Annotated in this window: 25 protein-coding genes; 18 read left to right on the forward strand and 7 right to left on the reverse strand. The window is 64.9% G+C overall.

Features of this window, described 5'->3' with window-relative positions:
- Window positions 1-39 precede the first annotated feature (39 nt).
- From coxB to DVS29_RS12740, 6 genes are all read left to right on the forward strand, one after another.
- Complete coding sequence (gene coxB, locus DVS29_RS12720; RefSeq protein WP_118180823.1) at window positions 40-1,722, forward strand: cytochrome c oxidase subunit II; 1,683 nt, start codon at window positions 40-42, stop codon at window positions 1,720-1,722.
- A gap of 44 nt (window positions 1,723-1,766) precedes the next feature.
- Entirely contained in the window at window positions 1,767-3,380 is a 1,614-nt protein-coding gene (gene ctaD, locus DVS29_RS12725; RefSeq protein WP_118180824.1) for a cytochrome c oxidase subunit I, read from the forward strand.
- Between the two features lie 127 nt (window positions 3,381-3,507).
- A complete protein-coding gene (locus DVS29_RS37815) occupies window positions 3,508-3,642 on the forward strand; it encodes a cytochrome oxidase small assembly protein (RefSeq protein WP_240655569.1) in 135 nt (44 codons plus the stop codon).
- Between the two features lie 46 nt (window positions 3,643-3,688).
- Complete coding sequence (locus DVS29_RS12730; protein WP_118180825.1) at window positions 3,689-4,270, forward strand: cytochrome c oxidase assembly protein; 582 nt, start codon at window positions 3,689-3,691, stop codon at window positions 4,268-4,270.
- Window positions 4,271-4,299: 29 nt separating this feature from the next.
- Window positions 4,300-4,521, forward strand: a complete 222-nt coding sequence (locus DVS29_RS12735) for a DUF2970 domain-containing protein (protein ID WP_118181001.1) — start codon at window positions 4,300-4,302, stop codon at window positions 4,519-4,521.
- 135 nt (window positions 4,522-4,656) lie between these two features.
- Complete coding sequence (locus DVS29_RS12740) at window positions 4,657-5,514, forward strand: cytochrome c oxidase subunit 3 (protein WP_118180826.1); 858 nt, start codon at window positions 4,657-4,659, stop codon at window positions 5,512-5,514.
- 271 nt (window positions 5,515-5,785) lie between these two features.
- Here DVS29_RS12740 and DVS29_RS12745 read toward each other — a convergent pair whose 3' ends face one another.
- Window positions 5,786-5,995, reverse strand: a complete 210-nt coding sequence (locus tag DVS29_RS12745; protein WP_118180827.1) for a twin transmembrane helix small protein — start codon at window positions 5,993-5,995, stop codon at window positions 5,786-5,788.
- An 87-nt stretch (window positions 5,996-6,082) separates the two neighbouring features.
- Between DVS29_RS12745 and DVS29_RS12750 the strand changes: the two genes are divergently transcribed.
- The 5 genes from DVS29_RS12750 (at window position 6,083) to DVS29_RS12770 (ending at window position 10,383) form a co-directional block, all read left to right on the forward strand.
- Window positions 6,083-6,799 carry an SURF1 family protein gene (locus tag DVS29_RS12750; RefSeq protein ID WP_118181002.1) on the forward strand — a complete coding sequence of 239 codons (717 nt, stop codon included), beginning with the start codon at window positions 6,083-6,085 and terminating at the stop codon, window positions 6,797-6,799.
- A 195-nt stretch (window positions 6,800-6,994) separates the two neighbouring features.
- On the forward strand, window positions 6,995-7,678 hold the full coding sequence (locus tag DVS29_RS12755; RefSeq protein WP_118180828.1) for an SCO family protein: 684 nt from the start codon (window positions 6,995-6,997) through the stop codon (window positions 7,676-7,678).
- Window positions 7,679-7,709: 31 nt separating this feature from the next.
- Complete coding sequence (locus tag DVS29_RS12760; RefSeq protein WP_118180829.1) at window positions 7,710-8,822, forward strand: COX15/CtaA family protein; 1,113 nt, start codon at window positions 7,710-7,712, stop codon at window positions 8,820-8,822.
- Between the two features lie 9 nt (window positions 8,823-8,831).
- The gene (gene cyoE / locus DVS29_RS12765) at window positions 8,832-9,737 is read left to right on the forward strand and encodes a heme o synthase (protein WP_118180830.1); all 906 of its coding nucleotides are present in this window, start codon (window positions 8,832-8,834) and stop codon (window positions 9,735-9,737) included.
- A gap of 16 nt (window positions 9,738-9,753) precedes the next feature.
- Window positions 9,754-10,383 (forward strand): SCO family protein, encoded by a 630-nt coding sequence (locus DVS29_RS12770; RefSeq protein ID WP_118181003.1) that lies wholly within the window; start codon window positions 9,754-9,756, stop codon window positions 10,381-10,383.
- 54 nt (window positions 10,384-10,437) lie between these two features.
- Here DVS29_RS12770 and DVS29_RS12775 read toward each other — a convergent pair whose 3' ends face one another.
- Window positions 10,438-10,728, reverse strand: a complete 291-nt coding sequence (locus DVS29_RS12775; protein WP_118180831.1) for a YciI family protein — start codon at window positions 10,726-10,728, stop codon at window positions 10,438-10,440.
- 375 nt (window positions 10,729-11,103) lie between these two features.
- Here DVS29_RS12775 and DVS29_RS12780 point away from each other — a divergent pair, with 375 nt between their 5' ends.
- Both DVS29_RS12780 and DVS29_RS12785 read left to right on the forward strand, forming a co-directional pair.
- On the forward strand, window positions 11,104-11,916 hold the full coding sequence (locus tag DVS29_RS12780; protein ID WP_118180832.1) for a MetQ/NlpA family ABC transporter substrate-binding protein: 813 nt from the start codon (window positions 11,104-11,106) through the stop codon (window positions 11,914-11,916).
- A gap of 183 nt (window positions 11,917-12,099) precedes the next feature.
- On the forward strand, window positions 12,100-12,687 hold the full coding sequence (locus DVS29_RS12785; protein WP_118180833.1) for a hypothetical protein: 588 nt from the start codon (window positions 12,100-12,102) through the stop codon (window positions 12,685-12,687).
- A 177-nt stretch (window positions 12,688-12,864) separates the two neighbouring features.
- On the opposite strand, the gene DVS29_RS12790 is transcribed toward DVS29_RS12785, so the two are convergent.
- Window positions 12,865-13,812: a GNAT family N-acetyltransferase gene (locus DVS29_RS12790; RefSeq protein ID WP_420816105.1), complete on the reverse strand. Its 948-nt coding sequence runs from the start codon at window positions 13,810-13,812 to the stop codon at window positions 12,865-12,867.
- Between the two features lie 364 nt (window positions 13,813-14,176).
- Between DVS29_RS12790 and DVS29_RS12795 the strand changes: the two genes are divergently transcribed.
- The 5 genes from DVS29_RS12795 (at window position 14,177) to nagE (ending at window position 21,613) form a co-directional block, all read left to right on the forward strand.
- A complete protein-coding gene (locus DVS29_RS12795; protein WP_118180835.1) occupies window positions 14,177-14,911 on the forward strand; it encodes a GntR family transcriptional regulator in 735 nt (244 codons plus the stop codon).
- Window positions 14,912-14,982: 71 nt separating this feature from the next.
- Entirely contained in the window at window positions 14,983-16,086 is a 1,104-nt protein-coding gene (nagA, locus tag DVS29_RS12800; RefSeq protein ID WP_118180836.1) for an N-acetylglucosamine-6-phosphate deacetylase, read from the forward strand.
- Window positions 16,070-17,098: an SIS domain-containing protein gene (locus tag DVS29_RS12805; RefSeq protein ID WP_205962442.1), complete on the forward strand. Its 1,029-nt coding sequence runs from the start codon at window positions 16,070-16,072 to the stop codon at window positions 17,096-17,098. Before nagA ends, DVS29_RS12805 begins: the two co-directional genes overlap by 17 nt.
- A gap of 12 nt (window positions 17,099-17,110) precedes the next feature.
- Window positions 17,111-19,696 carry a phosphoenolpyruvate--protein phosphotransferase gene (gene ptsP, locus DVS29_RS12810; protein WP_118180838.1) on the forward strand — a complete coding sequence of 862 codons (2,586 nt, stop codon included), beginning with the start codon at window positions 17,111-17,113 and terminating at the stop codon, window positions 19,694-19,696.
- 141 nt (window positions 19,697-19,837) lie between these two features.
- Entirely contained in the window at window positions 19,838-21,613 is a 1,776-nt protein-coding gene (gene nagE, locus DVS29_RS12815) for an N-acetylglucosamine-specific PTS transporter subunit IIBC (RefSeq protein ID WP_118180839.1), read from the forward strand.
- Window positions 21,614-21,694: 81 nt separating this feature from the next.
- Here the strand turns inward: nagE and cydX are convergent, their stop codons facing one another.
- From cydX to cydP, 4 genes are read right to left on the reverse strand one after another with little or no spacing between them, the layout of a single operon-like run.
- Window positions 21,695-21,856: a cytochrome bd-I oxidase subunit CydX gene (gene cydX, locus DVS29_RS12820; RefSeq protein WP_118180840.1), complete on the reverse strand. Its 162-nt coding sequence runs from the start codon at window positions 21,854-21,856 to the stop codon at window positions 21,695-21,697.
- A 17-nt stretch (window positions 21,857-21,873) separates the two neighbouring features.
- Window positions 21,874-23,010: a cytochrome d ubiquinol oxidase subunit II gene (cydB, locus tag DVS29_RS12825; RefSeq protein WP_118180841.1), complete on the reverse strand. Its 1,137-nt coding sequence runs from the start codon at window positions 23,008-23,010 to the stop codon at window positions 21,874-21,876.
- A gap of 38 nt (window positions 23,011-23,048) precedes the next feature.
- Window positions 23,049-24,644 (reverse strand): cytochrome ubiquinol oxidase subunit I, encoded by a 1,596-nt coding sequence (locus DVS29_RS12830; RefSeq protein WP_118180842.1) that lies wholly within the window; start codon window positions 24,642-24,644, stop codon window positions 23,049-23,051.
- Complete coding sequence (gene cydP / locus DVS29_RS12835) at window positions 24,631-24,894, reverse strand: cytochrome oxidase putative small subunit CydP (RefSeq protein ID WP_118180843.1); 264 nt, start codon at window positions 24,892-24,894, stop codon at window positions 24,631-24,633. The genes DVS29_RS12830 and cydP overlap by 14 nt, the downstream gene beginning before the upstream one ends.
- Between the last annotated feature and the right edge of the window lie 168 nt (window positions 24,895-25,062).

Here is a 25,062-nt window from a genome sequence, read left to right on the forward strand (position 1 = left end):
ACGGCGCGGCGAAGCCTTCCAGCGGGGTCGAGGGTTTGAATGGAAATTTTGGGTAAGGAAGCTATGAAAACAATCAAGCGAGCCCTCTCGGGCGTGCTGGCGTGTAGCGGGCTGCTCTTCGCCGGCGCCGCCCTTGCAGTCGGCGACAGTCCAGGCGGCCCCCGCGTCAACGAAATCAACTTTCAGCCGCCTGCCACCCGGATCGCGGAGGAGCTCTACAACCTGCACATGATGATGTTGCTCCTGTGCACGGTGATCTTCGTCGGCGTGTTCGGCGTGATGTTCTATTCGGTCTTCGCCCACCGCAAATCGCGGGGCCACAAGGCCTCCAATTTCCATGAAAGCACCAAGGTCGAAATCATCTGGACGATCGTCCCGTTCGTGATCGTCGTGCTGATGGCGCTGCCGGCCACGAAGGCCGTCGTCGCGATGAAGGACACCACCAACGCCGATCTCACGGTCAAGGTCACCGGCTATCAGTGGAAGTGGGGCTACGACTACGTGAAGGGCGAGGGCGAGGGCATCAACTTCCTGTCCACGCTGTCCACGCCGCGTTCGGAAACGAACGGCCAGGCGCCGATCACCGATACGTACCTGCAGGAAGTCGACAACCCGCTCGTTGTGCCGGTCAACAAGAAGATCCGCATCATCACCACCGCGAACGACGTCGTGCACTCGTGGTACGTGCCAGCCTTCGGCGTGAAGCAGGACGCGATTCCGGGTTTCGTGCGCGACACGTGGTTCAAGGCCGATCGCATCGGCACGTTCCGCGGCTTCTGTACCGAACTCTGCGGCAAGGAACACGCGTTCATGCCGGTCGTGGTGAAGGTGCTGTCGGATGACGACTACACGAAGTGGGTCGACGACGAGAAGAAGAAAATGTCGGCGGCAGCGGACGATCCCAACAAGACCTACACGCTGGCCGAGCTCAAAGAGCGCGGCGAGAAGGTCTACATGGCGAACTGCGCGGTGTGCCACCAGCCGACCGGCAAGGGCGCGGGCGCGTTCCCGGCGCTCGACGGCAGCAAGATCGCCAACGGCCCGATCGCGAACCACGTGAGCATCGTGCTGCACGGCAAGAACGCGATGCCGTCGTGGGCGCCCACGTTGTCCGACGTCGAGATCGCGTCGGTCATCACGTTCGAGCGCAACTCGTGGGGCAACCATACCGGCGACATCCTGCAACCGCGTCAGGTTGCCGATGCGCGTAACGGCAAGATGCCCGAGGGCGGCGATCATCTGGCGGGCGGTGCGGCTGGCGCGAGCGATGCGGCAGCGGCAAGCGGCGCAGCAGCAAGTGGCGCTAGTGGCGCGGCAGCGTCGAGCGATGCAGCGGGCGCAAGCGGCGCAGCGGCAGCATCGGGCGCAGCGAGCGGCTCGGACAGCGCGGCTTCGGCCCCGCAGGCAAGCCTGCCGGCCAGCATCTATTTCGACACGGGCAAGAGCACGCTGCCCGACGACGCGAAGGCGGCCGTGCAGGCTGCAGCGGATTACGCGAAGGCGCATCCTGATGCGAAGTTCACGCTGTCGGGCTTCACCGACGCGACGGGCTCGGCAAGCACCAACGCGGATCTCGCGAAGCGCCGCGCGCAGGCGGTTCGCGATGCGCTGAAGGCAGCCGGCATCGCGGAAGACCACATCATCTTGAAGAAGCCGGAAACGATCACGGGCGGTAGCGACGCCAAGGAAGCCCGGCGTGTTGAAATCAGCCCGGCGGCCTGACGTCATACCGACGGCCGCAGCAGTATTCGTTTTAGGAGATTGTCATGTCTAGCATCGGACACGATGTAGTCACGGGCCACGAGCACGGTCACGACGACCACGCGCACGCTACCCCGCATGGCTGGCGTCGCTGGCTGTTCGCCACCAACCACAAGGACATCGGGACGCTGTACCTGCTGTTCTCGTTCATCATGTTCCTGTCCGGCGGCGTGATGGCGCTGCTGATCCGCTCGGAGCTGTTCGAGCCCGGCCTGCAGATCATGCGTCCGGAGTTCTTCAACCAGCTCACGACGATGCACGGCCTGATCATGGTGTTCGGCGCGATCATGCCGGCGTTCGTCGGTTTCGCGAACTGGATGATCCCGCTGCAGATCGGCGCATCGGACATGGCCTTCGCGCGGATGAACAACTTCAGCTTCTGGCTGCTGCCTGTGGCGGCGGTGCTGCTGGTGGGTTCGTTCTTCGTGCCGGGCGGCGCAACCGCCGCGGGTTGGACGCTGTACGCGCCGCTCTCCACGCAGATGGGCCCGGGCATGGACTTCGCGATCTTCGCGATCCACATCATGGGTGCCTCGTCGATCATGGGCGGCATCAACATCGTCGTCACGATCCTGAACATGCGCGCGCCCGGCCTCACGCTGATGAAGATGCCGATGTTCGTGTGGACGTGGCTGATCACCGCGTACCTGCTGATCGCCGTGATGCCGGTGCTCGCGGGCGCGATCACGATGGTGCTGTTCGACCGCCACTTCGGCACGTCGTTCTTCAACGCGGCAGGCGGCGGCGACCCGGTTATGTACCAGCACATCTTCTGGTTCTTCGGGCACCCCGAGGTGTACATCATGATCTTGCCGGCGTTCGGGATCGTGTCGCAGGTGATCCCGGCGTTCTCGCGCAAGCCGCTGTTCGGCTATAGCTCGATGGTGTACGCGACGGCGTCGATCGCGATCCTGTCGTTCATGGTCTGGGCGCACCACATGTTCGCCACGGGCATGCCGGTCACGGGCCAGCTGTTCTTCATGTACGCGACGATGCTGATCGCGGTGCCGACGGGCGTGAAGGTGTTCAACTGGGTCGCGACGATGTGGCGCGGTTCGCTCTCGTTCGAAACGCCGATGCTGTTCGCCGTGGGCTTCCTGATCGTGTTCACGTTCGGCGGTCTGTCGGGCCTGATGCTCGCGATGGCGCCGCTCGACATCCAGTATCACGGCACCTACTTCGTGGTCGCGCACTTCCACTACGTGCTGGTGGCGGGGTCCCTATTCGCGCTGTTCTCAGGGTGGTACTACTGGTCGCCAAAATGGACCGGCTGGATGTACAACGAGACGCGCGGCAAGATCCACTTCTGGGCGTCGCTGATCTTCTTCAACCTCGCGTTCCTGCCGATGCACTTCGTCGGTCTGGCCGGCATGCCGCGTCGTTATGCCGACTACCCGGCGCAGTTCACCGACTGGAACCAGGTCATCACGATCGGTGCGTTCGGCTTCGGTCTCGCGCAGGTGTACTTCCTGTTCGCGGTCGCGCTGCCGGCTTATCGCGGCGGCGGCGAGCACGAAAAGGCGTCGGACAAGCCGTGGGATGGCGCGACGGGCCTCGAGTGGACCGTGCCGAGCCCGGCGCCGTTCCACACGTTCGAAATTCCGCCGACGGTCGAATAATCGATCGGCCGGAAGCAGCACCAAGCCAAGCTAATACGGAGTCCGGCTTCGCTTCGCTGCGAAGCCGGGTTTCGCGAGGCGGTCAGGGCCGCCTCGATTTCAAACCGCAGGTTCAGGGAAGTTCAGCATGACCGGCAGTCCACAAAAAAGACGGTCGCCCGAAGAGATTCGCAAGGGCAACATCAGGCTCGGCCTGATCCTGTTCGCGATCGTGGCCGCTTTTTTTGTGGGGATCTTCGTCAAGCAATGCTTTTTCGCGTGACGTCGTGGCCCGTTTGTTTTGACGTGATGTTCGCCAGGAATTCGTGATGTCGACGCAGCCCCCCGCCGAGGCCGATCGCTCTTTCAACCGGCCGATGCTGATCAAGCTCGTCGTCGTCGCGTTCCTGATGTTCGGTTTCGGGTTCGCGCTGGTGCCGATGTACCGCGCGATCTGCCAGGTCACCGGCATCAATAACCTGGTGCAGCGCGATACGACGCTGCGCGACGCGAAGAATACGCAGGTCGACATGGCCCGCACGATCTCGGTCGAATTCGACGCGAACGCGCGCGGGCCGCTGGGTTTCATGCCGGAGCAGCGTTCGCTCGACGTGCATCCGGGCGAAGTGATGACGGTGATGTACGACGTATCGAACCAGCAGGACCGGACGGTGCAGGCGCAGGCGATCCCGAGCTACGCACCGCGAGAGGCAACCGAGTATTTCCGCAAGATCGAGTGCTTCTGCTTCACGCAGCAGACGCTGCAAGCGCACGAATCGAAGCGGATGCCCGTGGTGTTCGTCGTCGATAAAAAGCTGCCGAAGGATGTGAAGACGATCACGCTGTCGTACACGTTCTTCGAGCTGAACACGCCGGCGCCGGCTGCGGCCGACACGAAGAATCCGGCATGACGGGGCGTTCGATGAAGGCGGAGACGGCCATGGACGGTAGCGGCGGCAACGGTGGCAGTGGCGCCCGCAAGAGCAGTTTCGGGCAGTCGATGAAGGCGGTGCTGTGGTCGTTTTTCGGCGTGCGCAAGCGCCGCGACCTCGAAGCCGATGCGACGCAGCTGAATCCGGTGCATCTGATCATCGCGGCGCTGCTGGGCGCGGCGATTTTCATCGGCATCCTGATCGCCGTCGTGCACTTCGTGGTCGGCTGAAACATGGAGACGCGCCAGGCGAGCCTGGCGTGCAAGAGAGATACACACGGAGCAGCGCGAAGCGACGCGCTGTCGATTACAGGCCGGATTCAACCGGCCCGAGCGGAACAACTGGACTGAAGTGGAGAATCAAGAATGAGCGGTCAAAACGATAGCCCGTACTACTTCGTGCCGCACCCGTCCCGGCACCCGATCACCGCGGCGCTCGGGCTGCTGGTGATTCTGGGTTCGCTGGCGGCGTGGGTGAACGGCGAGCCGTGGGCGCCTTTCACCGCGCTGGCCGGCTTGCTGTGGCTGCTCTTCGTGCTGTGGCACTGGTTCGGCGACGCGATCTCCGAGTCCGAAGGCGGCATGTACGGCAAGCGCGTCGACAAGTCGTACCGCTGGAGCATGAGCTGGTTCATCTTCTCCGAAGTGATGTTCTTCGGCGCGTTCTTCGGTGCGCTGTTCTACGCCCGCGAGATCGCCCTGCATCAGCTCGGCAGCCTCGACTACAAGCTGATCTGGCCGGATTTCTCGGCGGTGTGGCCGAACAACGGTCCCGCTGCGCTCGTCGGCACGTTCAAGTCGATGACGCCGTGGCCGGTGCCGACCATCAACACGGCACTGCTGCTGTCGTCGGGCGCCACGCTGACGGTGTCGCACCACGCGCTGCGCGACGATCACCGTACCAAGGCGATCGGCTGGCTCGCCGCGACGATCGTGCTGGGCCTGTGCTTCCTGTTCCTGCAAGGCTTCGAGTATTACCACGCGTATAACGAGCTGAACCTGACGCTCGCGTCCGGCGTGTACGGCTCGACGTTCTTCCTGCTCACCGGCTTCCACGGCTTCCACGTGTTCCTCGGCGGCACGATGCTCACCGTCGTGCTGGTGCGGATGATCCGGGGTCACTTCAAGCCCGATCACCACTTCGCATTCGAAGGCGCGGCGTGGTACTGGCACTTCGTCGACGTCGTGTGGCTGGGTCTGTACGTCGTCGTGTACTGGCTGTAAGCGGGGTTGCTACGCTAACGAGGAAGGAACCGGCGTTCGCGCGGCGCATCGAACATGCAGCGCGAGGGCCGGCCAGACCGCCGTCCAACTGACCGCGGCGCGAAGTGAACACAGGTTTGAATCGCAGCGCCGCCCTCGACCCACGTCACGGCGGCGTTGTGCTTGATGGGTGTGGAATGCAGGGGCGTGGTAGGCGCGATGCGGTGCGACGCAGCGTCTCACCCAGCCGGGCGCTCGGGTTCACGGCGCGAGCCGCATATCCCGTGTCAGGCTAACGGCCGAGCGGAATGCCGGTCGACTGGATCCAGCCCATCCAGTGTGCGAAGAGGATGAACAGGAACAGCGAGATGGACAGTCCGACCCGCGTCGCGAGGGACCACACCATGCGCTTCGACTGGCCCTTGTCGTGCACCATGAAGTACAGGGCCGAGATCATGCTGGCGATGATCAGTACGAAGGCGATGGGAACGAGTATGTGCATGGAAGCAGCGAAATATCGAAAGCGTAAAGACGATTGGGTCATTATCTCACCGTGCGTCCCGGGGCGCGCGGCGTTGGTGCGGGCACAATGAAGATCCGCTGGATGCCCGCGCTGCTGATCCTGATCGTCGTCGCCGTGACGGTGCGGCTCGGCTTCTGGCAGCGCGACCGCGCGCATCAGAAGGAAGCGCTCGAGGCGCGCATCACGCAGTTCGAAAACGCGCCGGCGCAGCAGCTGAGCGCGGCGCCGGTCGCGCTGAAGGACATCGAGTTTCATCGCGTGAAGGCGGTGGGGCGTTTTCTGACCGACTACGTCGTCTATCTGGATAATCGCCCGTATAACGACCAGCCGGGCTTTTACGTGGTGATGCCGCTTAAACTCGCTGACGGCGGCGTCGTGCTCGTGAATCGCGGCTGGTTGCCGCGCAACCAGGACAATCGCACGACGATCGCGCCGTACACGACGCCGGAGGGCGATGTCGAAGTGGAAGGCATCGCGCGCGCGGATGCGTCGAAGGCGTTCGAACTCGGGCAGGGCGGCTCGGCGCCGCATCAGCGAATCCGGCAGAATCTCGACGTCACCGCGTACGCGGCGGAAACCGGCTTGCCGCTGCAGCCGTTCGTGATCCAGCAGAGTAGCGACGACCACGACGGACTGGTGCGCAACTGGCCCGTCCCGACGATGGATGTCGGGCGCAACTATGGCTACATGCTCCAGTGGTGGGGCATGGCGGTCGCGGCCGTCGCATTCGGGCTGTACGCCGCGCGCCGCGCGGCGAAGAAGGAACAGGCGCCGACGGTTTGACGGCGACGGCGGCGCGAGGGCGCTTCAACGCGCCCGCGAGTTATTCGCGAAGCGCGATCCACGCCGCACGGCGTGCGTACCACGTAGCGTCATAAGGCCGCAGTGTCGGACATCGCCGTCCGATCCGGGCGATCATTTCGAAGCAGCGGACTGGGCACCTCGTGCCGCCGGTCCAACATGAAAAGAGGTTCAGTAGTGTCGACGCCATCCCCCCGCTCACAGCAGTCGAATCCGTCATCGGCCGGGGCGCGCGCCGCGGGCAGCGCGTCGGGCCGGACGAACCCGGGCGCGCGCCAGGGTTCGTGGCGGCGGGGCCGCTGGACGCTGCTGCTGCTCGCCGTGATCTGCGCGGCGCCGATCATCGGGTCCTATCTCACCTATTACGTGTTCAAGCCCGCTGGCGGCACCACGAGCTACGGTGCGCTGATCCAGCCGCAACGGCCGATTCCGGAGTCGCTCACGGTGACTGGCGCCGATGGCAAGAGCGTCCCGCTCGCATCGCTGCGCGGCCGCTGGCTGATGATCTCGGTCGACAGCAGCGCCTGCGACAAGACCTGCGCGACCAAGCTGTACTTCATGCGGCAGGTGCGCGCTACGCAGGGCGGCGAGCGCGGGCGCGTCGTCGAAGTCTGGCTGCGCACCGATAGCACGCCGGTGCCCGACGTGATCCGCAACGCGTATCCGGACACGCAGACGTACGTCGCCGATCCTGCTGCACTGGCCGCATGGTTGCCGGTCGATGCCGGCACGACGCTGCAGGATCACATCTTCGTGGTCGACCCGAACGGCAACCTGATGGAGCGCTTCCCGAAGGATCCGAACCCGACGAAGATCAAGGGCGACATCACGAAGCTGCTGAAATGGTCGAGCATCGGCTGATTCGCCTGGCTCGCGACACAAACAGGACACCATGTTTTACGTATTGCAACTCGGACTGATCGGCCTCTGCATCGCGCTGCTGCCGCTGTCGTACGTCTGGGTGAAGGCGGACGACAACAAGTTCCGCAAGCTCGTCTGGGTGACGACCTTCCTCACGCTCGATCTGGTGATGTTCGGCGGCTTCACGCGGCTGACGGATTCGGGCCTCGGCTGCCCCGACTGGCCCGGCTGCTATGGCACGTCGTCGCCGTTCATCGCGCACACGCAGATCGCTGCCGCGTTTGCCGCGATGCCGACGGGGCCGGTGAGCATGTCGAAGGCGTGGATCGAGATGATCCACCGCTACTTTGCGATGGCGATCGGCGTGCTGATCATCGCGCAGATGGTGCTCGCGTGGACCGCGAAGCTGCGCCGCCGTCCGCTGCACGTGTCGCCGTGGTGGCCGACGTCGCTGCTGCTGCTGATCGTCGTGCAGGGCGTCTTCGGCGCGTTGACCGTCACGATGAAGCTCCAGCCGATCATCGTGACCACGCACCTGATGCTCGGCCTCGCGCTGCTCGGCACGCTCGGCTGGTTCGCCGCGCGGCAGACGCCGCTGCCCGCGTACGAGCCCGATGCCGGCCGCTGGCGCGCCGCGGCGCTTGCCGCGCTGGCGCTGCTCGTCGTGCAGATCGCGCTGGGCGGCTGGGTCAGCACGAACTACGCGGTCCTCGCGTGCACCGACTTCCCGACCTGCAACGGCCAGTGGATTCCGCCGATGGATTTCGCGCACGGGTTCCACCTGTGGCGCGCGCTCGGCATGAACGGCGACGGCGACTACATCACGCAGGCGGCGCTGGTGGCGATCCACTGGACGCATCGCACCTTCGCATTCGTCGTGATCGCTTATCTGGTGTGGTTCGCGCTGCGGATGCGCCGCTACGAATCACTGCGGCGGCCGGCCAACGGCGTATTGCTGGTGGTCGCGATCCAGTTCGCGACGGGCCTGTCGAACATCGTGCTGCAGTGGCCGTTGCCGGTTGCGGTGGCTCACAACGGCGGCGCCGCGATCCTGCTGCTGCTCGTCGTCATGCTAAACTTTCGAATCGCCTATAGCCGTCCCGGCCGCGCCGCTGTACCCGCGCGCGACGCCGCGCCAGCGTGATTGCACACCATGGACAGCACAACTCTCTCCCACCATCCCGGCAACCGCATCTCCCAGTACCTGGCGCTGACGAAGCCGCGTGTCACGCAGCTCGCGGTGTTCTGCGCGGTGATCGGCATGTTCCTGGCCACGCCGGGCATGGTGCCGTGGAAGGTGCTGATCGGCGGCGCAGTAGGCATCTGGCTGCTCGCGGGCGCCGCGTTCGCGATCAACTGTCTCGTCGAGCAGAAGGTCGACGCGAAGATGCGTCGCACCGCGTGGCGGCCGTCCGCGCGCGGTGAAATCACCACGGTGCAGATTCTGCTGTTTTCGGCGGTGCTTGGCGGCATCGGCATGTGGACGCTCTACACGTTCACCAATCCGCTGACGATGTGGCTCACGCTCGCCACCTTCGTCGGCTACGCCGTGATCTACACACTGCTGCTCAAACCCGCTACGCCGCAGAACATCGTGATCGGCGGCGCGTCGGGGGCGATGCCGCCGGCGCTGGGCTGGGCCGCGGTCACGGGCGCGGTGCCGGGCGATGCGTGGATCCTGGTGCTGATCATTTTCGTGTGGACGCCGCCGCATTTCTGGTCGCTCGCGCTGTATCGCCGCAAAGACTATGAAAACGCCGGCCTGCCGATGCTGCCCAACACGCACGGCGAGCAGTACACGCGGCTGCACATCCTCCTCTACACCGTCATCCTGTTCGCGGTCACGCTGATGCCGTACATCTCGGGCATGAGCGGGCTCGTGTATCTGACGTCTGCCGTCGTGCTCGGCGCGATCTTCCTCGGCTACGCCTGGAACATCTACCGGGAATATTCCGACGCGCTCGCGCGTAAGACCTTCCGTTACTCGATCGTTTATCTGTCGCTGCTGTTCGCGGCATTGCTGGTCGACCACTACACGCGCGCGTTGATCGGCGCGTAAATCCACAGGCTGCATGATGCTGACACGATGGCTTGCGCGCGCGTCGCGCGCCGCCTTGTTGGCTGGCGCCGTTGCGCTCGCCATGGGCGGCACGGCGCTGCTGACGGGGTGCGGTAAAGAAGAACCGGCGTTCCAGAATCTGGATATCACCGGCAATACGCAGTTCGGCTCGAATTTCTCGCTGCCCGATACGAACGGCAAGACGCGCACGCTTGCCGACTACAAGGGCAAGGTCGTCGTGCTGTTCTTCGGCTATACGCACTGCCCGGACGTGTGCCCCACGACGATGGCAGAGCTCGCGCAGGCGCTGCAGCAACTCGGCCCCAACGACGCGAAGCGCGTGCAGGTGCTGTTCGTCACCGTCGATCCGGAGCGCGACACGGCGCAGCTGCTGAGTCAGTACGTCACGGCGTTCAATCCCACTTTCGCGGCGCTGCGTCCCGCTGACGATGCGCAGCTGAAGCAGGTGACGAAGGACTTCCGCGTCTACTACGCGAAGGTGCCGGGCAAGACGCCGGACAGCTACACGATGGACCATACGGCGGCGAGCTACGTGTTCGATCCGTCCGGCAAACTGCGTCTGTTCGCGCGCGACGGCCAGGGCGCGAGCCCGTGGGTACACGACATCAAGCTGCTGCTTGACTGAGGTTCGTCGTGTTGCATCGTACTGCTTCGTGTGCCGCGTCAATCACGCGGCGCATCACTTCAGGTTCGGCACATCGATGCCCGGTGCGAGCCTTGCCGCGCTGAATTCCGTGATCTCGTAGGTGGCGAGTTGCTGCTCGGCGAATGGGTCGGTGGCGAGGATCGCATCGAGCTGCGCGCGATCGATACCCGTCGCGAGAATCACACCGCCTTCGCGCGGAATGCGCGGTCCCGCGATCAGGAATACGCCCGCTTCGAAATGTCGCTTGAGGAAGGCGCGATGCGCTTCGAGCGCCGCATCGACGCGTTCGAGCGGCGCGCAATAAGTGAGTTTGACGACGTACATACGATTCCCGCTGGCTGAATGGCGCCGATGACGCGCAGTACTGGGCTCGCAACGCGGACGCGATCGGCGTTCCGCGCAACGAGGTCGGGTGGCTTCCGACATTATCGGCGTGCATCGGCATTCGCGTGCCGCGGGCGTTCGTAGTCCCGATCTCGCTGCCGTCGTTATTCCGCTCGCGGCACCGCGCCGCATCGCATGCATATCGATATGCGATCCCGGTATTTCCCTTCGCACGCGCGCTGTGCCAACATCACGGCCCCGGTTTTAGCCGCAACCGCCGGATTCATCGGCGGCGGGTCATATCGCATTACGTCGCATCACCACGCAGTATCGCAACCGCCTCAAACAGTCTTAGCAAGAGAACACGAGAACACCATGCAGCGCAGACATCTCCTCAAAGCCCTCTCCGCCAGTTTCGCCGCAATCGCGCTGACCACCAGCGTGGTGGCGCGCGCCGACGATCAGGTCATCAAGGTCGGGACCATCAGCGGTCCCGACGCGCAGATCTGGTCGGTTGTGCAGAAGGTCGCGAAGCGCGAGGGCCTCAACGTGAAGGTCATCGAGTTCAACGACTACGTGCAGCTGAACGCCGCGCTCGACGCGGGCGATCTCGACGCGAACAGCTTCCAGCATCAACCGTATCTCGACAGTCAGGTCGAGCAGCGCGGTTATCACATCGTCAGTGCCGGCCTCACCTATATCTCGCCGCTCGGCGTGTATTCGAAGAAGCTGAAGTCGCTGAAGGATCTGCCGCAAGGCGCAAAGATCGCAGTACCGAACGATCCGTCGAACGAGAACCGCGCGCTGCTGCTGTTGCAGGCGCAAGGCGTGATCAAGCTGAACGCTGGAGCCGGCACGAACGGCAACAACGCGACGCCGCTCGACGTCGCCGCGAATCCGAAGAAGGTGAAGCTCGTCGAACTCGACGCGGCGCAACTGCCGCGTTCGCTCGCGGACGTGGACGCTGCCGCGATCAACACGAACTACGCGCTGGCAGCAGGCATGCAACCCACGAAAGACGCGATCGCCCTCGAAGACGTGTACAGCCCGTACGCCAATCTGATCGCCGTGCGCGCAGTGGACAAGAACAAGCCGTGGGTGAAGAAGCTTGTGGCGGCGTACCAGTCGGACGACGTGCGTCAGTTCATCAAGACGCAGTTCAAGGGGGCGGTGGTGCCGTCGTTCTGACGCGTGCCATCGGAATTACTCTTGTAGCAGAAAGCCACGGCGTGCCGTGGCTTTTTTTCGTCAAGGATTTTCCCAATCACGCGCGATCTTCCTTTCTGGCTATGTGCACTTCTATGAGTCAATGATACGGTTACCTAATCATCGAACGTCGTAGAACGTCATGCAGAATGGGAAAACCATGCGATGGGGCAGGTTGCACTCCGGATCGTTGATATTCAGTCGGAACCCGCGCATCGCTTTTCGGGTGTCGTCTATCGCGGGATCCCGTGGGATCTCACTCATCTCGACGCTTTCGCGTTTAAGACCGATCTAGGGCTCGGTAGCGAAATTTCTGTGCTCGTGCTCTTCTCGTGCCACTGCTTCTCGCACAGTTTCCGGCGAGACGGGCGCGAGCGAAGGTTCATACCTGAGAGCGAGATTTACGACGACGGGCGGGAACGACGCGTGTTGAGCCCCGAGCGCTATGCGCTGTCCCGTAAACTTCTACGGCAAATCATCATTCACTTGCCGTCGCGGCGTATCACGATCGCAGGTGAACGCGGGCCAAATTTCGTGACGCTCGAAAATACGAATCATGACGGTACGACGTCGCTTTATGCGGTCTTCTTCGAAGTGGAGAAAGACGACGCGCGCAGGCGCCGCCTGATCCTGCGGGTTCAATCGGCCTACGTGCTGGACGAAGGATTGACGAAGCGGCAAGCTGGCGCTCGCAAGGTCGCGTTCGAAACCTTGCTGCGTGCGGCGTACCTCGGAAAGAAGATTCGAGGATAGGTGCGCAGAAAGACCAACGGCCACCTGTTGGTGGCCGTTGCATGCGGGACTCTCTATCCATCTTTCGACAGAACTCCCACTCCTGGTGGGACCCGGTTGCCCGGGCGGCGCTACGTTTTTCGCACCCGCTCGTACGTAGTTTTCAGGTCAAATGCTACCAGCCAGGTAGTTCACGGGTCAAGGCACGGACCGCATCTCCTGCAACTCCCGCTCCCACCGCTCCACCACGAGTTCTGTCCCGAACCGCTGCTCGACCGCGGACGCCGCGCAGCGAAACTCCCAGCGTTCCGCGAGACGTCGCGCATCCTGCAGCGTCGCGGCCGTGGTCAGCGACAGCTTCGTATAGCCCGCGCGCTGCGCGAAGCCGACCGCTTCATCCACGAGCCGCGCACCGAGGCCCATCCGACGAACATCGGGCTCGACGTACAGCAGACTCACCCGCGCGACGGTGGTCGATACGCCGACCACCATCACCGACCCCACGATCGCATCGCCCTGCTGCGCGACCCAGCACGCCTCGCGCAACGGATCGGCTGAACTCGCGTATTCCGCCACGGTGTGAGCGAGCATGCCTTCGAACAGGTGGTTCCAGCCGTACTCCGCCGCAAAGCTTTGTGCCTGCCGATGGACGAGCCAGCTCAGATCTCCCGGCTGCGGCGCGCGCAGCGTGATCGGGGCCTCGCGCATGCGCTGGCGCAACAGCGATTCGACGGTCTGCATGGCCGCCAGCAGTCGCTGCTGCTCACCTTCCGACAGCGTGGACAGCACGGCGGACACTTCCTCGTTCGCCGCGGCGTCGAGCGGCGCGTAGGTTGCGCGACCCTTGTCGGTGAGCGACAGCAGCGACTGGCGCGCATCGGTTTCGGACGGACGGCGGCTGATCAGCTCGCGGCGTTCGAAGCTCGCGAGCAGACGGCTCAGGTAGCCGCTGTCGAGCCCGAGATGGCGCGCGAGGGCGGACGCGGTATCGGCATCGCCACGCGACAGCGCGTGCAGCACGCGCACTTCGGTCAGCGAGAACGGGCTGTTCTGAAGATGCTCGTGCAGCGCGCCGATGTGTTGCGTGTAGAAGCGGTTGAAATGCCGGACGGCTTCGGCGCGATGCCGCGCTGATTCGCTCAAGATTGGGTTTCCAGGTGGGGTTGCATGCCAATCATCACTATATTGGATCGGATCGGCAAGAAAAACCGCCATTCCGCATAAACGACGTGATAACCGCTTACATCGAGCTTCGATGTCAAAGAATATTGCACGAACCACGAGCGGACCACTCGCGCCCCAACTGGTCTTGCTGACGAGACCAAGGGTAAATCCTGGGCTCTTCCGGATGCCCGAAACACCTGCGAAACGGGCAAAAAATCATTTGTTAACAACAGCTTATGTCGAACTTCTCACGATAATACCAGTTCGTTGACTGGTATTATGTTGGTTATATAATGGGCTCCGCTTCGATGCCGTTACCTGCCACCTTCGCCATCCGGTCGAGCCCATGGAAACCCGCTGGTCCGCTCTCACGCCCGACGCGCGGAACCTCACTCCGCTCTATCTGCAACTCGCGCGCAACCTCGCCGATGCGATTCACTGCGGCGTCTGGTCCGCGGGCGAGGCGCTGCCGTCGGAGCGCACGCTGTCCGATGCGATCGGGGTCTCGCGCATCACCGCCCGCAAGGCGATCGCGCTGCTCGTCGAGCAGGGGCTGATCCGGCGCGCTCGCGGCGCGGGCAGCTTCATCACGCCACGCGTCGAAGATCCGTTGTCGCGCCTCGTCGGCTTCACGAAGAAGATGGAGCAGCGCGGCTTCAAGCCCGATTCGGTCTGGCTCGAACGCGACGTCCGCGCCGCGACGCGCGACGAGATCGTGCATCTCGGCCTGTCGCCGGGCGCGGCGGTTGCGAGTCTGCGTCGGTTGCGGCGCGCGGACGGCATCGTGATGGCGGTCGAACACTCCACGCTGCCCGCTTCGATCGTGCCGGACCCGAGTGCGATCGACGCGTCGCTGTACGGCTTTCTCGAGCAGCGCGGCATGGCGATCACGCGCGCGTTGCAGCATTTTCGCGCGGTGAACGCATCGAGCGAGATCGCGTCACTGATGGACGTCGAGCCGCGCACCGCACTGCTCGTGATCACGCGCATCGGCTACAGCTCGGACCAGCGCGCGATCGAACTGACAGATACCTATTGCCGCAACGACTACTACGACTTCGTCGCCGAACTGCGCTGCTAGCGCGGTCTTCCGCGACGGCCGCTGCGCATTGCATCGGACCCTACCCGCATCACGCTTGACCAGAGACTCTCATGCTGACCGGAAACATACTGACGACTGAAGGCTGGATTCACGGCACGATCGAGTTCGCGAACGGCCGCATCACAGCGCTCAAGGGCGATCCCGTCGATCCGTCGACCAACGATTCGCCGTACATCCTGCCGGGCTTCATCGATCTGCACGTGCACGGCGGCGGCGGCGCGGACGTGATGGAAGCGGGCAACGCGATCGAGACGATCACCCGCACGCACGCCCGCTACGGCACGACGAGCCTGCTCGCGACGACGATGACCGCGCCGCGCGACGAGCTGATGAGCGTCGTGGCCGGCCTCGGTCACAACGCGCGCAATCGCGCGCCGGGCGGCGCGCGCGTGCTCGGCGTGCATCTCGAAGGGCCGTACATCAACCCCGGCAAGCTCGGCGCGCAGCCGGACGCCGCGGTGTCGGCGGTGCTCGACGAAGTGCTGAAGTATCTGTCGATCGCGCCGATCCGCGTCGTCACGCTCGCGCCGGAAATCTCGGGGCACATGGACATCATCTCCGAGATGGCGGCGCGCGGCGTGCGCGTGCAGCTCGGCCATTCGCTCGGTACCTACGACGACGCGGTCGCCGCGCTCAAGCACGGCGCGTGCGGCTTCACGCATCTGTTCAACGCGATGTCGCCGCTGCATCACCGCAATCCCGGCATGGTCGGCGCGGCCCTCGCGCACGCCGAATACGCGGAGATCATTCCCGACCTGCTGCACGTGCATCCGGGCGCGATCCGCGCCGCCATGCGCGCGATTCCGCGTCTTTACGTGGTGACCGACAGCACGTCGGCGACCGGCATGCCGGACGGCGAATACCGCCTCGGCAGCCAGCACGTCACCAAGTGTCTCGGCGGCGTACGCCTTGCCGACGGCACGCTCGCAGGCAGCACGCTGACGATGGATCAGGCGCTGCGCAATCTCGTTTCGCTGGGCTTGCCCATGGCGGACGTTTCAAACCGTCTGTCGCGCTACGCCGCCGACTATCTCGGCATCGAAGATCGCGGTCGCATCGCGCGTGGCGCGTGGGCCGACGTCGTCGTGTTCGATCGTGAACTGGCACTGAGCGCGACGTACGTCGAAGGAGAATCGATTGTCGAATATGCTTAACGAAGCGCTGGCGTCGGCCGAGGTCGTCGCCGCGCAGCTCGCCGATACCGCGCGCGTCGAAGCGCTCGCGTGGCAACTCGCCGACGCGCCGCGCCATGTCGCGCTGACTGTCGCGCGCGGCAGTTCGGATCACGCCGCGAGCTATTTCGCGAGCCTGACGATGAGCCGCATCGGCCTGCCGGTCGCGTCGCTGCCGATGTCGGTCGCGACCTTGCAGCAGGCGCCGCTGCGCGTGCGCGACCAGCTCGCGCTCGCGTTCTCGCAGTCAGGCAAGAGCCCGGATCTCGTCGGCACGATGACCGCGCTGCGCGACTCCGGCGCATTGACCGTCGCCGCGGTGAACGTGCCCGATTCGCCACTTCAGCAGGCGTGCGACAGCTATCTGCCGCTCGCGGCGGGCCCCGAACTGAGCGTCGCGGCCACCAAGAGCTATATCGCGATGCTCTCCGTCTCCGCGCAGCTCGTCGCGCACTGGCAGGGCGATGCGGCGCTGCTCGATGCGCTCGCCGCGCTGCCCGACGCGCTGCATGCCGCGGGCCGGCTCGACTGGTCGAAGGCAGTGGTCGCGTTGCGCGGCGTCGAGCGGATGATCGTGATCGGCCGGGGCCTCGGTCTCGCGATCGCGCAGGAGGCCGCGCTGAAGCTGAAAGAGACGTCGGGCATTCAGGCCGAAGCGTTTTCGAGCGCCGAGGTGCGTCACGGCCCGATGGAGCTGATCGACCGCGACTATCCGCTGCTCGTGTTCGCGCCGCGCGGCCCCGAGCAGGCAGGTCTGCTGCAGCTCTCGCGCGACATGCGTTCGCGCGGCGCCAACGTGCTGCTCGCCGCGCCCGAAGACGTGCGCGACGTGCCGGCCGACGTGATGCTGCCGCTGATTTCCACTGCCAATCCGGCGCTCGATCCGATCGCCGCGATCCTGTCGTTCTACGTGATGGCCGCGGACCTTTCCGCGGCGCGCGGCCGCAATCCCGATGCGCCGCGCCACCTGAACAAAGTCACCGAAACCCATTGATCGAGAAACGCGATGCGACGTGTTGAGGAGTCCCATTTGTCGAGCCCTGCCCAAGGCCTTGTCGTGCTGATCGCGCCGTTGAGCGGTCCGGTCGTGCCGCTCGCCGAAGTGCCCGATCCGGTGTTCTCGGGCGGCATGTTCGGCGACGGCATCGGCATCGATCCGCTTGCCGGCAAGCTGGTCGCGCCGTGCGCGGGTGTCGTGTCGCATCTGGCGCGCACCGGCCACGCTGTCACGCTGACGACGCCCGAAGGCGCCGAAATCCTGCTGCACATCGGTATCGACACGGTCGCGCTGAACGGCAAGGGCTTCGCGCCGATGGTCGAGCAGGGCGCGACGGTCGAGGCCGGCGACGTGCTGATCGAGTTCGATCAGGACCAGATTGCGTGCGCGGCGCCGAGCCTCGTGTCGGTGGTTGCGATCGCGAATTCGGATGCGTTCGAGATCGTCGAGCGCGCGGGACGCGGCACGCTGACCGCGGGCGAAACGCCGCTGCTAGTGCTGCGCGCGCGCGACGGCGCGGCGAGTCCCGCGGAACTCGTGTCCGCGGTGGTGCAGGAAGAAGCGCGCCGTCAGGTCACGCTGACGCAGCATGGCGGTTTGCATGCGCGGCCCGCAGCGCGTGCGCGTGAAGCCGCGCGCGGTCTCGATGCGCGTGTCGAAGTGCGTTATGAAGGTCGCAAGGCGACGGTGGAAAGCGTGGTCGGTCTGCTCGGCCTTGGCGCCGGCGAAGGCGCGACGATCGAACTGCTCGCCGTTGGACCGCAGGCACAGGCAGCCGTCGATGCGGTGGCCGCCGAGCTGTTGCGCGAAGTGCATGGCGAGATCGAAGAGAAGCCTGCACGTGAGGCCTCGCCGGCACCAAAGACCATGCCCAATACCAGCGCCGCCGCATTGCCGCCCGGCACGCTTGCGGGCGTGTGCGCGGCGCCGGGCGTCGCGGTCGGCACGCTGGTGCGCTGGGACGACGCGGAGATCGAGCCGCCCGAGCAGGCCGCGGGCACGTCCGCAGCGGAAAGCCGTCTGCTCGACAAGGCGCTCGCCGCGGTCGATGCTGAACTCAACACGACGGTGCGCGACGCGTCGCAGCGCGGCGCGCATGGCGAAGCGGGGATTTTCGCGGTGCATCGCGTGCTGCTCGAAGACCCGACGCTCGTCGACGCCGCGCGCGATCAGATCAGCCTCGGCAAGAGCGCAGGCTTTGCGTGGCGCGAAGCGATCCGCGCGCAGATCGCGGTGCTGTCGAACGTCGGCGATGCGCTGCTCGCCGAACGCGCCGCCGATCTGCGCGATCTGAACAAGCGCGTGCTGCGCGCGCTCGGCTATGCGCAAGGCGCCGGTCGCGTGCTGCCCGCCGAAGCGGTGCTTGCCGCCGGCGAATTCACGCCTTCGGATCTGTCGTCGCTGGACCGTACACGCGTCACGGCGCTCGTGATGGCGCGCGGCGGCGCGACGTCGCACGCGGCGATCATCGCGCGGCAGCTCGGCATTCCGGCGCTGGTCGCGGTCGGCGATGCGCTGCATACGATTGCCGAAGGCACGCAGGTCGTCGTCGATGCGAGCGCTGGGCGCCTTGAACATGCGCCGACTGCGCTCGACGTCGAACGCGCGCGCAACGAACGTCAGCGTCTGGACGGCGTGCGCGAAGCGAACCGCCGCACGTCGCAGCAGTCCGCCGCAACGAAGGACGGCCGCGCGATCGAAGTCGCCGCGAACATCGCGACGCTCGACGACGCGCGCACCGCAGTCGACAACGGCGCGGATGCGATCGGCCTGCTGCGCACCGAGCTGCTGTTCATCCATCGCTCGACCGCGCCGACCGTCGACGAGCATCGGCAGAGCTATCAGTCGATCGTCGATGCGCTCGCGGGCCGCACGGCGATCATCCGTACGCTCGATGTCGGCGCGGACAAGGAAGTCGACTATCTGACGCTGCCGCCCGAACCGAATCCGGCGCTGGGTCTGCGCGGTATCCGGCTCGCGCAGGTGCGCCCGGATCTGCTCGACGACCAGCTGCGCGGCCTGATCGCGGTGCAGCCGGCGGGCGCCGTGCGGATCTTGCTGCCGATGGTGACGGACGCGGGCGAGCTCGTCGCGTTGCGCAAGCGCATCGATACGCTCGCGAAGGAAGCCGGGCGCACGGAGCCGGTCGAAGTCGGCGTGATGATCGAAGTGCCGTCCGCGGCATTGCTGTCGGACCAGCTGTCGAAGCACGCGGATTTTCTTTCGATCGGCACCAACGACCTCACGCAGTACACGCTCGCGATGGACCGCTGCCAGCCGGATCTCGCCGCGCAGGCGGACGGGCTGCATCCGGCTGTGCTGCGCCTGATCGGTCATGCGGTGCAGGGCGCTGAGAAGCACGGCAAGTGGGTGGGCGTGTGCGGCGCGCTCGCGGGCGATCCGCTCGCGGTGCCGCTGCTCGTGGGCCTCGGCGTGACCGAACTGTCCGTGGATCCCGTCTCCGTGCCAGGTATCAAGGCGCGGGTGCGCAATCTCGACTATCAGCTGTGCCGCCAACGCGCGCAGGACGTGCTGGCGCTCGAATCGGCGCAGGCCGTTCGCGCGGCCAGCCGGGAAATCTGGCCGCTCGACTGACACGATGAAGCAGGCCGGTGAACTTTCAGGTTCGCAGGCCTTTGTGCACTATATTTCGCATACCGAAATATTGGGCGCTAATTTGACTTGACCGTAATTTCAACGACGACTCGACGAGAGACACAAGGAGTGGAGGTTTAGATGGATGGGAACCCGTTTCTGAAGATTCAGCGCCTCGGACGCGCGCTGATGCTGCCGATCGCGGTGCTGCCGGTTGCCGGCCTGCTGCTGCGGCTCGGTCAACCCGATGTGTTCAACATCAAGATGATCGCCGATGCAGGCGGGGCAATCTTCGACAACCTGCCGTTGCTGTTCGCGATCGGCGTGGCGGTCGGCTTCGCGAAGGAAAACAACGGCGTCGCGGCGCTCGCGGGCGCGATCGGCTATCTGGTCGAAATCGCGGTAATGAAGGACATCAACGACAAGCTCAACATGGGCGTGCTGTCGGGGATCATCGCGGGTGTGGTCGCGGGGCTGCTGTACAACCGCTACAAGGACATCAAGCTGCCCGACTACCTCGCGTTCTTCGGCGGCAAGCGCTTCGTGCCGATCGTCACGGGGCTCGCGTGCGTGGTGCTCGGCATCGTGTTCGGCTATGCGTGGGGCCCGGTGCAGTCGGCGATCGACTCCGCGGGCCACTGGCTCACCACGGCCGGCGCGCTCGGCGCGTTCGTGTTCGGCCTGCTGAACCGGCTGCTGCTGGTGACGGGTCTGCACCACATCCTGAACTCGCTCGCGTGGTTCGTGTTCGGCACGTTCACGCCGCCGGGCGGCGGTGCGGCGGTGACGGGCGACCTGCATCGCTTCTTCGCCGGCGATCCGACCGCGGGCACCTTCATGACGGGCTTCTTCCCGGTGATGATGTTCGGCCTGCCGGCGGCCTGTCTCGCGATGTATCACGAGGCGCCGAAGGAACGCCGCGCGATGGTGTTCGGCCTGCTGTTCTCGATGGCGCTGACGTCGCTCTTGACCGGCGTGACCGAGCCGATCGAGTTCAGCTTCATGTTCCTCGCGCCGGCGCTGTACGCGATCCACGCGGTGCTGACGGGTCTGTCGCTCGCCATTTGCTCGGCGCTCGGCATCAAGCTCGGCTTCACGTTCTCGGCCGGTCTGATCGACTACGTGCTGAACTACGGGCTATCAACGAAGGGTTGGGAAGCGATTCCGATCGGTATCGCGTATGCGATTGCCTACTATGGGCTGTTCCGTTTCTTCATCCGCAAGTTCAACATGGCGACGCCGGGTCGTGAACCCGCTGGTGCGGACGCGCCGACCGAGTCGTTCGCGAGCGGCGGTTTCGTTGCGCCGACGGCCGGTGCGGCGGTGCCGCGTGCGCTGCGTTATATCGCGGCGCTGGGCGGCGCGTCGAACCTGACGCTCGTCGATGCGTGCACGACGCGTCTGCGTCTTTCGGTAGCGGATCCGGCGAAGGTGTCGGAAGCGGAGCTGAAGGCGATCGGTGCGCGCGGCGTGCTGAACCGCGGCGATAACAACGTGCAGGTCATCATCGGGCCTGAAGCCGATACTATTGCCGATGAGATTCGTACCGCGATTGCTTCGGGTGATGTTGCGCCTGCGGTCGTTACGCAGAAGCCGGCAAGCGCCGCGCCTGCGGCTGTGGTGAGCAACGACGGCACGCACGGTCCGCTCGATCCGGATCCGCTGCGCTGGCTCGCGGTATTCGGCGGCGCGGGCAATGTCGCGTCGCTGGATGCGGTGGCGGCGACGCGCCTGCGTCTCGTCGTGCGCGATGCGACCGCAGTCGACCGTCAGCGTCTGAGCGCGCTCGATGTCGCATGGGTTGCCGCGGACACGTTCCACATCGTCGTGGGTTCGGCCGCGGCGCGCTATGCCGCGCAACTGTCGTCGCGAGTGCAGCCGGCAGGTACGGGTGGCGCGGCGTTGTCGCCGGCCTGACGAACGGCGTCATCGATGCGGGAATGCGGCGCTCAAGCGCTGCATTCCCGCGCTTCACTCAAGCGCGTGCTCCACGCGCATCTAGTCTTCGACGTCCCTTGCGCCAGCCGACGCGCTACGCATTCCCACACGCGCGTCAACCGGCACGCGCTGGCCGAGCCGCCACGCTTCCAGCCACATCACGTTGATGACGCCGAACGCGAGCGCCACACCGACCCCGAGAATCCACGCGAAGTACCACATGGCCGATTACCTCCTGTTCAGTACATCGAATGATGGTTTTCCTCGATCGCGGCCGCGGTGACCTTGCCGCGCATCACGCGATACACCCAGCTGGTGTAGATCAGCACGATCGGCAGGAACACGATCACCGCGCCTAGCATGATGCCGAGCGTCATCTGGCTCGAGGTCGAATCCCACACCGTCAGACTGCTGCGGCCGTCGAGCGACGACGGCATGATGAACGGAAACATCGAAAGTCCCGCGGTCAGGATCACGCCGGCAACCATCAGTCCGGTCGCGAGAAACGAGCTCGTTTCGAAGCGCGGCTTCGACAGCAGCGCGGCCATCGCACCGCCGACGATGCCGAGTACCGGCGCCGCGATCATCCACGGATAGGTCGCGTAGTTGTTGAGCCAGAGCCCCGGCGCGCCCATCACCTGTTTGAGCAGCGGATTCGCGGCGACGTCGGGCGGCGGTGCCGACACGATCTGATAACCGCCGATGAGCGTCGCGATCAGCACGCCCGCCATCACGAACAGCACGATGGTGGCAATCGCGGCGAAGCGCAGTGCGATCGCGGCGCGCTGCTGCACGATGCCATCGGATTTCATCTTCACGAACGCGGCGCCGTGCGCGACCAGCATCGCGACGCTGACGAGGCCGCACAGCAGCGCGAACGGATTGAGCAGCGCGAAGAAGCCGCCGTGATAGGTGACGCGCATGTCCGTGTCGAACGCGAACGGCACGCCCTGCAGCAGGTTGCCAAACGCGATGCCGAACACCAGTGCCGGCACGAAACCGCCTGCAAACAGCGCCCAGTCCCATGCGGTGCGCCAGCGCGGGTCGTCGCGCTTGCCGCGGTAGTCGAAGCCCACCGGCCGGAAGAACAGCGCGAACAGCACGAGCAGCATCGCGAAGTAGAAACCGGAGAACGATGCGGCGTACACGAGCGGCCACGCGGCGAACATCGCGCCGCCCGCGGTGACGAGCCACACCTGGTTGCCTTCCCACGTCGCACCGACGGTATTCACGACGATGCGCCGCTCGCCATCGGTCTTGCCGATGAACGGCAGCAGGATCGCCGCGCCCATGTCGAAGCCGTCGGTCAGCGCGAAGCCGATCAGCAGCACGCCGATCAGCACCCACCAGATCAGTTTCAGTGTCGGATAGTCCATGATGGTTCCATGCGTCGGTGCGTGATCGAAGTGGCCGGTCAGGTGGCCGTGGAACGGGGAAGCGCCGTGTCCGCGAGCGGCTTCTGTTCGTGGAAGTAGCGGCCCGTATGCAGTGACGAGGGTCCGAGCCGCGCGTACTTGAACATCAACGTGATCTCGATGATGAAGAGCGCGGTGTAGAACACGACGAAGCCCGCGAGGCTCAGGTACAGGTCGCCGGCGGTGAGGCTCGATGCGGACAGCGAAGTCGGCAGGATGCCGGCGATGGTCCACGGCTGTCGTCCCACTTCCGCGACGATCCAGCCGAACTCCGCGGCGAGCCACGGCAGCGGTATCGCCCACACGGCCCAGCGCAGGAACCAGCGGCGCCTCTCCAGCAGCAGCGTGCGCTGCGCGCAGAACCAGAACGCGACGGCGAAGGTTGCGAGGAACAGGAAGCCGAGCCCCACCATCAGCCGGAACGAGAAGAACACCGGCAGCACTGGCGGCACGGTCTTTTTCGCCGCGGCCTTGATCTGCTCCGCGCTCGCATCCGTGACGGCGGCCGTGAACTGCTTGAGCATCAGGCCGTAGCCGAGATCGTCCTTGTGCTCGGCGAAGGTCTGGCGCACGGCGTCGTCCGCCATGCCTTCCTTGATCTGCTGCAATGCCCCGTACGCGATCATGCCGCTGCGGATGCGCGCTTCGTTCTGCGCCATCAGGTCCTTGAGACCGACCACGGGTTCATCGAGCGAACGCGTCGCGATCAGACCGAGCACCCACGGAATCCGGATCGCGTAGTCGGTGCGTTCCGCCTGCTGGTTCGGCAGACCGATGATCGTGAACGGCGCGGGGGCGGGCGCGGTGTCCCACTCGGATTCGATTGCGGCGAGCTTCATCTGCTGCACTTCGCCGGTGCGATAGCCGGACTCGTCGCCGAGCACGATCACGCACAGTGTGGACGCGAGGCCGAAGCCGGCCGCGACCGCGAACGAGCGCAGCGCGAATTCGGTGTCGCGGCGCTTGAGCAGATACCACGACGAGATGCCGAGCACGAACATTGATGCAGTGACGTAACCCGCCGACACCGTATGCACGAATTTCACCTGCGCGACCGGGTTGAAGATGACCTGGAAGAGGCTCGACAGCTCCATGCGCATCGTTTCGTCGTTGAACATCGCGCCGACTGGATTGTTCATCCAGCCGTTCGCGATCAGGATCCACAGCGCCGACAGGTTCGAGCCGAGCGCGACGCAGAACGTGACGAACATGTGCTGCACGCGCGAGAGACGGTTCCAGCCGAAGAAGAACAGCCCGACGAAGGTCGATTCGAGGAAGAACGCCATCAGCCCTTCCACCGCGAGCGGCACGCCGAAGATGTCGCCGACGTAGTGCGAGTAGTACGACCAGTTGGTGCCGAACTGGAATTCGAGCGTCAGGCCGGTCGTCACGCCCATCGCGAAGTTGATGCCGAAGAGCTTGCCCCAGAACTGCGTCATGTCCTTGTAGATCGGCTTGCCGGTCATCACGTACACCGACTCCATGATGACGAGCATCCATGAGAGACCCAGTGTCAGCGGCACGAACAGGAAGTGATAGAGCGCGGTGACGGCGAATTGCAGACGCGACAGGTCGACGACTTCAGCGGTTGGCATGGCGGTCCCCATGGTTGACCTGCGACGCGGGCAGCGACAGCAGCGCCTGCGCGACGGCAGCGGGCGGCAGAGACATGTTCTCCGCCTGCGGATGATTGAAGAACGTGTACTTCAGCGTCATCAGCAGTACGAACTTGATGACGAGCACAATGACGATGTCGCGCGCGAAGGTCGGGCCGCGGGCCCATGCGGCCAGACGCGTTCGCAGCGACGCACGCTTCGTGACGGTATTGGTGAGCGAAGTGGACATGATTGCGCGATGGCTGCCTGATGGAAGTCTCGAACATGCTTGGCCGAAACGGCGTGGGCCACTGTTACGGATTCTAGGCACTGCGTCGACGATGGGCGCGCCTGGCGGTGTGGCAAAGCGCCGCGAACGCCCGTCCTGTTGTCCAGTATTGCGATCAAGTTTGACGGA

This window comes from Paraburkholderia phosphatilytica (genome assembly GCF_003443895.1).
GTDB lineage: Bacteria > Pseudomonadota > Gammaproteobacteria > Burkholderiales > Burkholderiaceae > Paraburkholderia > Paraburkholderia phosphatilytica.